Origin of the sequence: Leisingera sp. ANG-M7 (assembly GCF_000813965.1) — a bacterium.
Lineage (GTDB): Bacteria > Pseudomonadota > Alphaproteobacteria > Rhodobacterales > Rhodobacteraceae > Leisingera.
Genome location: NZ_JWLI01000001.1, coordinates 432,602 through 444,716, shown reverse-complemented (window position 1 = coordinate 444,716; position 12,115 = coordinate 432,602). Strand labels below are relative to the sequence as shown.

The 12,115-nt window shown below is 62.2% G+C and carries 10 protein-coding genes; 6 read left to right on the top strand and 4 right to left on the bottom strand.

All coding sequences use genetic code 11. The features are described from left to right. Positions 1-13: 13 nt before the first annotated feature. The 4 genes from nuoN (at position 14) to RA26_RS02260 (ending at position 4,727) form a co-directional block, all read left to right on the top strand. The gene (nuoN, locus tag RA26_RS02275; RefSeq protein WP_039179155.1) at positions 14-1,453 is read left to right on the top strand and encodes an NADH-quinone oxidoreductase subunit NuoN; all 1,440 of its coding nucleotides are present in this window, start codon (positions 14-16) and stop codon (positions 1,451-1,453) included. Positions 1,454-1,521: 68 nt separating this feature from the next. Further along, the gene (locus RA26_RS02270; protein ID WP_039179152.1) at positions 1,522-2,268 is read left to right on the top strand and encodes a biotin--[acetyl-CoA-carboxylase] ligase; all 747 of its coding nucleotides are present in this window, start codon (positions 1,522-1,524) and stop codon (positions 2,266-2,268) included. A gap of 12 nt (positions 2,269-2,280) precedes the next feature. Further along, positions 2,281-3,063, top strand: a complete 783-nt coding sequence (locus tag RA26_RS02265; RefSeq protein WP_039179149.1) for a type III pantothenate kinase — start codon at positions 2,281-2,283, stop codon at positions 3,061-3,063. After that, the gene (locus RA26_RS02260; RefSeq protein ID WP_039179148.1) at positions 3,060-4,727 is read left to right on the top strand and encodes a ribonuclease J; all 1,668 of its coding nucleotides are present in this window, start codon (positions 3,060-3,062) and stop codon (positions 4,725-4,727) included. Before RA26_RS02265 ends, RA26_RS02260 begins: the two co-directional genes overlap by 4 nt. A 207-nt stretch (positions 4,728-4,934) precedes the next feature. On the opposite strand, the gene RA26_RS02255 is transcribed toward RA26_RS02260, so the two are convergent. The 4 genes from RA26_RS02255 to RA26_RS02240 all read right to left on the bottom strand — a co-directional run bounded on the left by RA26_RS02255 (position 4,935) and on the right by RA26_RS02240 (position 9,557). Continuing rightward, on the bottom strand, positions 4,935-5,129 hold the full coding sequence (locus RA26_RS02255) for an RSP_7527 family protein (RefSeq protein ID WP_039179145.1): 195 nt from the start codon (positions 5,127-5,129) through the stop codon (positions 4,935-4,937). 192 nt (positions 5,130-5,321) lie between these two features. Further along, entirely contained in the window at positions 5,322-6,725 is a 1,404-nt protein-coding gene (locus tag RA26_RS02250) for a DEAD/DEAH box helicase (RefSeq protein ID WP_039179973.1), read from the bottom strand. 183 nt (positions 6,726-6,908) lie between these two features. Then, complete coding sequence (locus RA26_RS02245; protein WP_039179143.1) at positions 6,909-7,850, bottom strand: glycosyltransferase family 2 protein; 942 nt, start codon at positions 7,848-7,850, stop codon at positions 6,909-6,911. A 99-nt stretch (positions 7,851-7,949) separates the two neighbouring features. Beyond that, positions 7,950-9,557, bottom strand: a complete 1,608-nt coding sequence (locus RA26_RS02240; RefSeq protein WP_039179140.1) for a peptide chain release factor 3 — start codon at positions 9,555-9,557, stop codon at positions 7,950-7,952. Between the two features lie 186 nt (positions 9,558-9,743). On the opposite strand from RA26_RS02240, the gene RA26_RS02235 reads away from it, so the two are divergent. Together RA26_RS02235 and RA26_RS22015 are read left to right on the top strand one after the other, a co-directional pair. Then, positions 9,744-11,357 (top strand): response regulator, encoded by a 1,614-nt coding sequence (locus RA26_RS02235; RefSeq protein ID WP_039179136.1) that lies wholly within the window; start codon positions 9,744-9,746, stop codon positions 11,355-11,357. A gap of 202 nt (positions 11,358-11,559) precedes the next feature. Beyond that, positions 11,560-11,925, top strand: coding sequence for a BrnA antitoxin family protein (locus RA26_RS22015; protein WP_052272283.1), 366 nt, complete (start codon positions 11,560-11,562; stop codon positions 11,923-11,925). The last annotated feature ends 190 nt before the right edge of the window (positions 11,926-12,115 follow it).

Below are 12,115 nucleotides of genomic sequence, written 5' to 3'. Positions count from 1 at the left end.
GAGCATCAGGCAGATGATCCAAGCTGATCTTACCGTAATCCTGCCAGAGATCGTTCTGGCGCTTTACGCCATGGCGGCGCTGCTTGGCGCCGTCTACACCGGCAAGGACAAGCTGGCGGTGCCGCTGGTCTGGAGCACGGCCGGGCTGCTGGCGCTGGTTGCCTTCTGGATCGCCTCCAGCCCGGCCGGTACCCAAACGGCATTCAACGGCATGTTCATCGACGACGGCTTCTCGCGCTTTGCCAAGGTGGCGCTGCTCTTGGGCGCATCCGCTGTGCTGCTGATCGGCCAGGACTACATGGCGCGCCGCGGCATTTTGCGGTTCGAATACCCGGTCCTGGTGGCGCTGGCCGCTGTCGGCATGATGATGATGGTTTCCGCTGGTGACCTGATGTCCCTCTATATGGGGCTGGAGCTGCAGTCGCTGTCGCTCTACGTCGTGGCCGCGATGCGCCGCGACAGCGTCAAGTCGACCGAGGCGGGCCTCAAGTACTTTGTGCTGGGCGCACTGTCCTCCGGCCTGCTGCTTTATGGCGCCTCGCTGGTCTATGGCTTTGCCGGCACCACCCAGTTCGCGGGCATCATCCAGGTGGCGGAGCAGGGGCATATGTCCATCGGCATGCTGTTCGGCCTGGTCTTCATGATCTCGGGGCTTGCGTTCAAGGTTTCTGCGGTTCCGTTCCACATGTGGACCCCGGACGTCTATGAGGGCTCGCCGACCCCGGTCACTGCTTTCTTTGCCACTGCACCGAAAGTGGCGGCCATGGGGTTGTTCGCCCGGGTGCTGTTCGACGCCTTCGGCGGCGCAATTGCTGACTGGCAGCAGATCATCGTGGTGCTGTCGGTGCTGTCGATGTTCCTGGGCGCCATTGCGGCGATCGGCCAGCGCGACATCAAACGGCTGATGGCATTCTCCTCCATCGCCCACATGGGCTATGCGATGATCGGCCTGGCGGCGGGCACCGAACAGGGCATCACCGCGATGCTGGTGTACCTTGCAATCTATATCACAATGAACATCGGCACCTTCTCCTTCATCCTGATGCTGGAAAAGGACAGCAAGCCTGTGACAGATATTCAGGCCCTGAACCAGTTCGCCGCGCGCGAGCCGGGCAAGGCGCTGGCGGTGCTGATCCTGATGTTCTCGCTGGCTGGCGTGCCGCCGATGCTGGGCTTCTTTGCCAAGTTCGGCGTATGGCAGGCGGGTATTGATGCGGGCCTGATGACGCTGGTCATTGCCTCCGCCGTCGCTTCAGTCATCGGCGCCTTCTACTACCTGCGCATTGTCTTCTACATGTACTTCGGCACTGGCGAAGACGATGTGGAGGCCAAGGGCTCTCCGGTTCTGGGCGTGGCGCTGATGGCCTCTGCGGCGTTGATGCTGGTGGGCGTGGTCTACCAATTCGGCATCGACAGCGCCGCCGCTGCCGCGGCAGCAACCCTTGTAAATTGATCTGCTTTTCAGGCAGGCTAGGGAGGCCCGGTCTTGTGACCGGGCCTTTCCGCATCTAAGGAGCGCATATGAGTTGGCCAGCAGGATATGGAAAACGGGTGCTTGATGAGGTGGACAGCACCCTGAACGAAGCTGCCCGCATCGCAGATGAGCTGTCCGGGCCGGAATGGATCCTGGCCCTGCGCCAGACCCAGGGCCGCGGCCGCCGCGGCCGCGACTGGAAGGACCCCAAAGGTAATTTCGCGGCTACTCTGGTGATGCGTCCGGACGGCGCTCCGGATCAGGCCGCGCTGCGCAGCTTTGTCGCCGCACTCGCGGTCTATGACGCCTGTGTCGCGGTCACTGGCCGCAGCGAGGGCCTGTCCCTGAAATGGCCGAACGATGTGCTGCTGAAGGGCGGCAAACTGGCGGGGATCCTTCTGGAAAGCGCCGGCAACGGCAAAGGCGTGAACCACCTGTTTGTCGGCATCGGTGTCAACCTGGTGGAAACCCCGATGAAGGAATGGCTGGAACCCGGCGCCGTCTGGCCGGTGTCGCTGTTGTCGGAAACCGGAGTGCAGGTCACACCGGAGGAATTCCTGGAGGCGGTGGCCGAGGCTTTTGCCCGCTACGAGGAGCAGTTCGCAACCTACGGGTTCGAGCCGATCCGTATCGAATGGCTCGCACGTGCGGCCAAGCTGGGTGAGGTGATCACTGCCAAGACCGTGGCGTCTGAGACCGAAGGCACCTTTGAAACGGTGGACGCCAGCGGCAACCTTGTCCTAAACACCGCCAAGGGCCGCGTCAGCATTCCCGCGGCCGACATCTATTTCTAGGAAGGAGCAGCAATGCTTCTGGCAGTTGATTGCGGCAATACCAATACAGTCTTCTCGATCTATGACGGCGAGAAGTTCATCGGCATGTGGCGCACCGCCACCGAGTGGCAGCGCACGGCTGATCAGTATTACGTCTGGCTGAGCACGCTGATGCGGCTGCAGGGGATCGAGGCGGATATCACCGACATGATCATCTCCTCCACCGTGCCGCGGGTGGTGTTCAACCTGCGTGTTCTGGCAGACCGCTATTTCAACACCCGGCCTTTGGTTGTTGGCAAACCCGAATGCCTGCTGCCTGTCGCGGTGCGGGTGGATGAGGGTACCGCGGTCGGCCCCGACCGGCTGGTTAACACGGTTTCCGGTTTCGACACTTACGGCGGCAACTTGATCGTGGTGGACTTTGGCACCGCCACCACCTTTGACGTGGTGGCCGAGGATGGCGCCTATGTCGGCGGAGTGATCGCGCCCGGCGTGAACCTCAGCCTTGAGGCGCTGCACCAGGCTGCCGCGGCGCTGCCCCATGTCGACATTTCCAAGCCGCAGAACGTGATCGGCACCAACACCGTCGCCTGCATGCAATCCGGCGTGTTCTGGGGCTATGTCGGCCTCGTGCGCGAGATCTGCACCCGCATCAAGGCGGAGCGGGCGGTGCCGATGAAAGTGATCTCGACAGGCGGACTGGCGCCTTTGTTCCAGCAATCTGCTGATCTGTTTGACGCATTTGAGGATGACCTCACCATGCACGGGCTTCAGATCATCCATAAATACAATAAGGATAACGGTACTGACGCATGAGCAGTGATAGATTGATCTACCTGCCCCTCGGCGGGGCGGGTGAAATTGGCATGAACGCCTATGTCTACGGCTATGGACCGCAGGGCAAGGAACGCTTGGTCCTGGTCGACCTGGGCGTAACTTTCCCGGACATGGACACCACACCCGGCGTGGACCTGATCATGCCCGACATTACATGGCTGAAGGAGCGCGCCGACCGGCTGGAGGGCATCTTCATCACCCACGGGCACGAGGACCACATCGGCGCTATTGCCCACCTCTATGCGCATTTGAACGTGCCGGTCTACGCACGCGCCTTCACCGCAAACCTGGCGCGCCGCAAAATGGAAGAGGCGGGCCACGACCCGGCCAATGTGCACACGGTGCAGGCCTGGCCGGAGACAACCAAGCTCGGCCCTTTCACCGTCGGTGTCGCCCCGATGAGCCACTCCATCCCCGAAAGCGGCGCGCTGGTGATTGACAGCCCGGCGGGGCGGGTGGTGCACACCGGCGACTTCAAGCTGGACGCGAACCCGCTGGTGGGCGAGCCCTTTGACCCGGAGATGTGGGCGGATATCGCCAAGGACGGCATCCAGGCGCTGGTCTGCGATTCCACCAATGTGTTCTCGAAGCATCCCGGCCGTTCGGAGTCTGAGCTGCCGGAAGAAATCACCAATCTGTTCTCCGAGGCCAAGGGGCTGGTTGCGGCTACCACATTCGCCTCCAACGTCGCACGGGTGAAAACCCTGGCCGAGGCCGGGGTGAAGGCCGGCCGCTCCGTGGTGCTGCTGGGCCGTGCCATGCGCCGGATGATCGAGGCTGCTGTGGAAACCGGCGTGCTGGTGGATTTCCCCAAGGTGATCAGCCCGGAAGACGCCGCCAACGTGCCGCGCGACAACCTGATGCTGATCACCACCGGCAGCCAGGGCGAGCGCCGCGCCGCCACTGCACAGCTGGCGCGCGGCAAGTACCGCGGGCTGGAGCTGAAAGAGGGCGATCTGTTCCTGTTCTCCTCCAAGACCATCCCAGGCAACGAAAAGGGGGTTATCCGCATCATCAACCAGTTCTCCGAAATGGGGGTGGATGTGGTTGATGACAGCTCCGGTCTCTACCACGTATCGGGCCACGCCAACGGCCCGGACCTGGAGGTGGTTCATAACCTGCTTAAGCCCAAGATGCTGATCCCGATGCACGGCGAGCACCGCCACCTGCGCCAGCACGCGCGGCTGGGGGAGGCCAAGGGCATTGCCAGCGCTGTGGTGGTAAACGGCATGATGATGGACCTGTCCGGAGATGCGCCGTCTGTGACCGAGTGGATCGAGACCGGCCGTACCTATCTGGATGGATCCGTCAAATACGGTGCGATGGATGGCATCGTGCGCGACCGCATCCGTATGGCGCTGAACGGTCATGTTCTGGTGACGGTGATCCTGGACGAAGAAGACGAGCCGCTGGGTGAGCCCTGGTGCGACCTCAAAGGCTTGGCCGAAACCGGCACCTCCAACGCCGCACTGGTAGAGGTGCTGGAAGAGGACCTCAACCAGTTCCTGATGCGCGCAGGAGCCAAGACCCTGCGTGACGACGACAGGCTGGAACAGGAGCTGCGCCGCATCACCCGCCAGACCGCCCAGGCGGAGATCGGCAAGAAGCCCGAGGTCACGGTGGTGGTCAGCCGCATGCGCTGACCCGGCGGGAAGTGCAGGTCGGCTCTCCCGCTTGGCCCATGCCGCATTTAAGATACTGCAGCCCCGGTTGGGCCTGGCGCTGCAGCCCCTGACGGGTCTGCGGCGCGGGCCCAAACCGGCACCGCCTGGAAAAGAGAAACGCCGCGGCCCTTGGGGCACGCGGCGTTTCTCTTTTCAGGTGCAGCTCCACAGGGAGCGGCAGACGTCTCAGCCGTGCAGCGGACGGGCGCAGCTGGGGCAGGAGACCACCTTGCGCGGAGCGCTGAACAGAGCACCGAACAGGCGGCGCATCATGGCGGCAAAGGCCTCTGCGCGCAACTCGTGGGCGCGGGCTTCAATGGCCTGGAACTGGGAAATGGTCAGGGTTTTGGTGTCGTTGGTATTCATGGCGTAGCCCATCATCAATGGCGCGTTTCGTGTTGATGGATGCAATACGCCGCATTGCGCCGAATTACGCCGGCCAAGATCGAAGACCCGCTATGCTGCAAGCGCAAAGGTGGCCATGCTGCATGTGCATCGCAGGCAGGCCTGGATACCACAAAAAAAGGCCGCCCCGGGGAGGGCGGCCTCTTAAAAATACGGAATCTGCAGGGATCAGCTGGCGCGGCGCTCGGCAAAGCTGAGCGCGATGAAGCTCGGCAGGTGGTCACCCATGCCGACCACAGCCTTGTCGTCGCGCTTACCGTGCTTGCCGCCGCGGCCCGATGACCGCTCCTGTTTCTGTGCAGGCTTCTCATCCCTGCGGCGCTCGCGGCTCTCGGCCTTGCGGCTCTCGCGGGTATCCGTGTCTGCCTTGTCTGCCTTGTCTGCTTTTGCGGACCGGGCAGATTTTTCCGTCTTGGGTTCCGGCTTGACCGGGTTCTCCAGCCGCGGGATTTCCTTCTGTATCAGGCCCTCGACAGCCGCCAGGGCCTTGTCGTCGCGCGGGATGCAGATGGTGATCGCCTTGCCTTCGCGCCCGGCACGGCCGGTGCGGCCGATGCGGTGGACGTAGTCCTCGGCATGGCCCGGAACGTCAAAGTTGAACACATGGCTGACGCTTGGCACGTCCAGCCCGCGTGCGGCCACGTCTGAGGCGACCAGAATGCGCAAGGATCCCTCGCGGAAGGCATCCAACGTCTTGGTGCGCTGGCTCTGATCCAGGTCGCCGTGGATGGCAGCCGCGTCATAGCCGTATTTCTTGAGCGATTTCGCGCAGATATCCACGTCCGTCTTGCGGTTGCAGAAGATGATGCCGTTGGTCAGCTTGTCGCCCTCAGCATCGATCAGCGCGCGCAGTACCTTGCGTTTCTCGCTGCCCTCGCGGTCGCGGCGCGACGCCTTGAACTGCACCACAGCCTGTTCGATGGTTTCTGACGCGGTGGCCTGGCGGGCCACTTCGATGCGGGCAGGGCCGGACAGGAAGGTGTTGGTGATCCGTTCGATCTCCGGTGCCATGGTGGCGGAGAAGAACAGCGTCTGGCGGGTAAACGGCGTCAGCGAGAAGATGCGCTCGATATCCGGGATAAAGCCCATGTCGAGCATCCGGTCGGCCTCGTCCACCACCATGATCTGCACGCCGGTGAGCAGCAGCTTGCCGCGTTCGAAATGATCCAGCAGGCGGCCCGGGGTGGCGATCAGCACGTCGACGCCTTTGTCGATCAGCGCATCCTGCTCCTTGAAGGAGACCCCGCCAATCAGCAGCGCCTTGGTGAGCTTCACATGCTTGGCATAGGTGTCGAAGTTCTCCGCCACCTGGGCGGCCAGCTCGCGGGTCGGGCACAGCACCAGGCTGCGCGGCATCCGGGCGCGGGCACGGCCGCGGGCCAGAAGCGTGATCATCGGCAGCGTGAACGACGCGGTCTTGCCGGTGCCGGTCTGGGCGATTCCCAGAACATCACGCCCCTCCAGCGCCGGAGGGATGGCCCCTGCCTGAATCGGGGTTGGGGTTTCGTACCCGGCTTCCTCAATAGCTTTGAGGACCTTGGGATTAAGGTTCAGATCGGTGAATTTTGTCATATGCATCCGTCATTGCGGACACTGACCTGGCCCGCGCGTGTGTGTTGCAGCCGGCTCCGCAAAAGGTCATGCGGTGTGGCAGCTGCCGGCTCGTGGCGGGGCATAGCAAAATCCCATGCGCAGGTCAATTAATGCCGGGTTTTGCAGGGTTTTCGTCGCCGGGATCGGCAAATTGGAAACAATTCATCCAAAACCGGGGAAGTGTTTTTGCCGTTTCTCGGTCAGGGCGAGCGGGCGATTCCGCACCAGCCCGCGTTCCTGCAGCTTGCGGTAAACCTCAGGATCCCGGGCGCTGACCTCATCAAAGAAGCTGCGCAGGCCGTCTTGGCCGTGCTCTTCTTCGATCAGCGACAGAAGCTCATGTGAGTTCAATCCGCCAAAAAGCCGCGAATACCCTGGCTTCAATCCGGGCCGGTATGAGCCGCGCTGCAAACGGTACTGGTAGGTGGTTTGCCACTGTTCCCAGCTCAGAGCATGGCAATGGCAAAGGTCGACTTCTTCCAGAGCGGTGGACGCTTTGATCCTTTTGCCTGCTAAATACATATTGTGAATGCGCACCTCCGCCTGCGGCACGCCCGTCCTGGCAATGATCTTGCCGGCTGTGTGGCTGAGGAAACCGCCCCTCAAGAACCCTCCGAAGGCCGGGTAGACGGTGCGCACCTCTGTCTCACGGTCCGGTCCCCTTGGGATCATCGCCTTGAATTGGCCGTCATGTCCCGACAGCGCTTCAATCGGGCGTATCTTGGCGCTTAAAATGCTGGAGGGCAGGGCGGCGAGGATTTGCCCTAAGTCCTTAGCGGGCCATAGAAACTCGTCCACGTCGATATGGGCAATCCAATCAGTCTGAATCCGCTGATAGGCATGGGCGGAATTCTGTATCTGGCGCATTTGGTGTTTGGCAGGCCGGTAGCCGCAGCGTTTCTGCCAATAGCTGCCGTCGCACACCGTGACCCGCACTTTGGGGTGCTGTTTCAGCTGTGCATAGGCCTCGGGATTCGGTTCATCCAGGTAGACGTGCAGCCGGTGTGCGCCCAGGTCCAAATGGTACGCGGAAAAGTTCAAAATTGTTTCGGCGTCCGCCTTTATGGTGCTGACGATGCCCCATTTGACACCCTGATCCGCCATTGCCTGCCTCTTGCCTTGCCGTTTTTCACAACCATTTCCTCCGGAAGGCAAAAGCGCAAGCCTAGCAAAGAAAAACGCCCGGGGTTCCCGGGCGTTCTCTCAGACCATCATTTCCTTGGTCGCGGTCAGGTTCAAATCCGGGTAATCCCGCACCACCCGGTCGATGTCCCATTGCAGGCGGGTCAGATAGACGATGTCGCCGTCGTGGTCATGGGCGATGTGCTGCTTGTTGGCATTGATGAACTTATCCACCGCTGCCTTGTCGCCGCTGACCCAGCGGGCGGAGGTGAACTGGCTTGCCTCGAACCGCACCGGCAGGCCGTATTCCATCTCGATCCGGCTGGCCAGAACTTCGAACTGCAGCTGGCCCACCACGCCGACGATGAAGCCGGAGCCGATCGAGGGTTTGAATACCTTGGCAGCACCTTCCTCGGCGAACTGCATCAGCGCCTTTTCCAAGTGCTTGGCTTTCATCGGATCGCCAGCTCGCACGGTTTGCAGCAGCTCCGGGGCAAACGACGGGATGCCGGTCACCCGGATCGCCTCGCCCTCGGTCAGCGTGTCGCCGATGCGCAGCTGACCGTGGTTCGGGATGCCGATAATATCTCCGGCCCAGGCTTCTTCGGCCAGCTCCCGGTCAGAGGCCAGGAACAGCACCGGGTTGGATACCGCCATCGGTTTCTTGGTGCGCACATGGGTCAGCTTCATGCCGCGCTTGAAGTGGCCTGAGGCCATCCGGACAAAGGCCACCCGGTCGCGGTGCTTGGGGTCCATGTTGGCCTGAACCTTGAACACAAAGCCCGCAACCTTCTTCTCCTCCGGTGCAACCTGGCGCGGCTCGGCTGACTGGGGCTGCGGCTCGGGGCCGTATTTGCCGATGCCGTCCATCAGCTCCTTCACGCCAAAGGAGTTGATGGCAGAGCCGAACCAGATCGGAGTCATGTGGCCTTCAAGCACCGATTGCGGGTCCAGGGCGGGCAGCAGTTCGCGCGCCATCTCGACCTCTTCCAGCAGTTTGTCCAGCAGATGCGCAGGCACATGCTCGGCCAGCTTGGGGTCGTCCAGGCCCTCAATCGCGATGCTTTCCGCCACCTTGTTGCGGTCGGCGCGGTCCATCAGTTCCAGCCGGTCGCGCAGCATGTCATAGCAGCCGATGAAATCGCGGCCGACACCGATGGGCCAGCTGGCCGGGGTCACGTCGATCGCCAGCATTTCCTGGATCTCGTCGATGATCTCAAAGGTGTCGCGGCTTTCGCGGTCCATCTTGTTACAGAAGGTCAGGATCGGCAGGTCACGCAGGCGGCAGACCTCGAACAGCTTCTGGGTCTGGCTTTCCACGCCCTTGGCGCCGTCGATCACCATCACCGCCGCATCCACCGCCGTCAGCGTGCGGTAGGTGTCCTCGGAAAAGTCCGAGTGGCCCGGCGTGTCCACCAGGTTGAAGCGGAAACCGCTGAAATCAAAGGACATCGCGGACGCCGAGACAGAGATCCCGCGGTCCTTCTCCATCTGCATGAAGTCCGAGCGCGTGCGACGTGCCTCGCCCTTAGCGCGCACCTGGCCGGCCATCTGAATCGCACCGCCGTACAGCAGGAACTTTTCAGTCAGCGTGGTCTTGCCGGCGTCCGGGTGCGAGATGATCGCAAAGGTCCGGCGCCGCGCAATTTCGGCGGGCAGTTCGGGGCGGTTTGCAGCGGTGTCCAACATGCGGGTGGCTGTATCCACAAACCGCGAAAGAGGCAAGAAAAACGGAGGCCCAGGGCCTCGTTGGACGTGCATTCCGCAGTGACATCGAATGTTTTGCCTGTAAATTGCTAACGCTTTTCCTGTAACAATTGCGCTGCAACTGTGTGTTACAGGATTTCAAAAGCTCTCCCGTCTCAGGAACGATACGTGCAGCACGATGAATTTTCAGATCATTTCGGCGTTCTAGACGCAGTCGAGATTGCGGTGATTGTCCTGAAGGTGGGCGAAGACGGGCTGCCGCGCTACGTGCACATGAACACCAAGTCGCGGGAGTTCACCAAGTTCGAGCACAGCGATTTTGCGGGCAAGACCGCACTCGAACTTTACGGCGGGGCAACTGGACGCCGCGCTTTGAACCACCATCTGGCCGTCATCAGCAGCGGCAGGGAGGCAACCTACGACATCGTCCTCCCGACCCAGAACAAGGAGAAATACCTCAGCACCACGCTTCGTCCCGTGTTCGGCGCGGACGGGCGCATGACCTATCTTGTCGGGTCTTCGACGGACATCACGACTGAGCGGGAGCGCGACGAGGCGCTGGAGCTGACCCGGATGGCCCTGGATAAGGCCGAGGAGGCCAGCCAGGCCAAGGAACGGTTTCTCGCCAACATGAGCCATGAGATCCGGACGCCGATGAATGGCATCATCGGCATGTGCGAGCTGCTGAAAGAAACCGACCTGGACGAACAGCAGCAGCTGTTTGCCGATACGATCTTCAATTCCGCGACGGCCCTGCTGACTGTGATCAACGACGTGCTCGATTTCTCCAAGATCCAGGCTGACAAGATCTCCCTGCACGATGCGCCGTTTTCGCTGCGGGACGTGGTTCAGGACGTGGGAACCCTCCTGTGGGCCAGGGCCGCCTACAAGGGGATTGATCTGCGCATCGAGTATCCCGAAGACGTGCCGCATGAATTTGTCGGCGACGCCAGCAAGATCCGCCAGATCCTGATGAACCTTCTGGGCAACGCGATCAAGTTCACCGAAGACGGCCATGTCACCGTCAGCGTCGCCTATGCCCCCGCAGCCTCAGCGCTGCCCCTGTGTATTCAAGTCTCCGATTCCGGCATCGGGATTGAGCCCGCGCAGATGAAATGGATCTTTTCTGCCTTTGAGCAGGTGGACCGGCAAGCGGCCCGCGTGATCGAAGGCACAGGGCTGGGGCTGGCCATTACCCGTGCGCTGGCGGAACGGATGGGGGGCTCGGTCACGGCGTCCTCTGTGCCTGGCGAGGGATCGGTGTTCACGGTTTGCCTGAACTTGCCGCGGCTGGGTGAACAGGCTTCGGGCAGCACGGAGATGGCGCAGTTTCAGGACAGCAGGCGGGCGCTGGCCGCCCCGCCCGGCATGGCGGTGCCGGAGCTGCCGCCGGAGGCGCTGAACGGGATGCGCATCCTGGTGGCGGAGGACAACAGGACCAACCAGCTGCTGGTCCGGAAAATGCTGAAATCTACCGGCGCCGATTTGCGCTTTGCCGCTAATGGTTTGACTGCGCTGGAGGTTTTCACCGCTGAAGGCGCGGACCTGATCCTGATGGACCTGTCGATGCCGGTTCTGGGCGGGCTGGACGCCACCCGCCGGATCCGCGCGCATGAACGGGAGGAAGGCCTGCGGGAATGCCCCATCGTCGCCCTGACTGCCAATGCCCAGCCCAGCGATGTCGAGGCCTGCCTGGCCGCCGGGATGAATGACTTCCTGGCCAAACCCTTCCGCAAGAATGAGCTGCTGGCCCGAATTCTGCGGCAGGCAAAACCAGCTTGAAAAAGCGTGGGTGACATGCGTGCACCCCCCGTACACCCCCTGTGCACCCCCCGGTGCCGGATGGCGGGGCAGAGGCCTGTCCGGAGGTGTTGCGCAAGCACCGTACGCACCGCTGGCGCGGAATTAACCGGATCGGGGCAGGGTGGGATCAGCGCGGGAGTGCCGCCCCGCGCCGAAACCGCCGCCGCCACGGGAGAGAGCGATGCCCAGCAAGCGATACTATGACAATGAGATGCAGCTGGAGCTTGATGAGCTGCAGCAATCCTTGCGCCGGGACTGGCTGGACAAGAGCCTGCCGACCGAATGGGACGGCATGGACAGCTGGGAGCGGATCAGCAAGCCCAAGACACGGGTGACGATCCGGCTGGACGCGGACATGGTGAAATGGTTCCGCAAGCTGGGCCCGAATTACAGCCGCCGCATCAACTCCGTGCTGCGGACCTACTGGATGGCGCTGATGGCGGGCTACATCCAGGCCCATGACAAGGACAACACCATCCTGCGGCTGAGCCTGCAGGCGCGCTACATCGCCATGGGCCGGAATGCCGATGGGACGGAGCGGAAGTGAGGGGGAAGGGGGGCGTTGTGACTATTGCCCCGTTCGGAAAGAAACCTAACGCATCGGACGCGGCTTTCGACCGCTTCGAACTCACATTGCCTAATGCTGCATGCGCCATGAATGTCAGCCTTTGTCCTTCCGCCGCTTGCAACGCCCATGATGACTGCTGCGCCCCGGCCAAATTCAAACCACTGTCGGA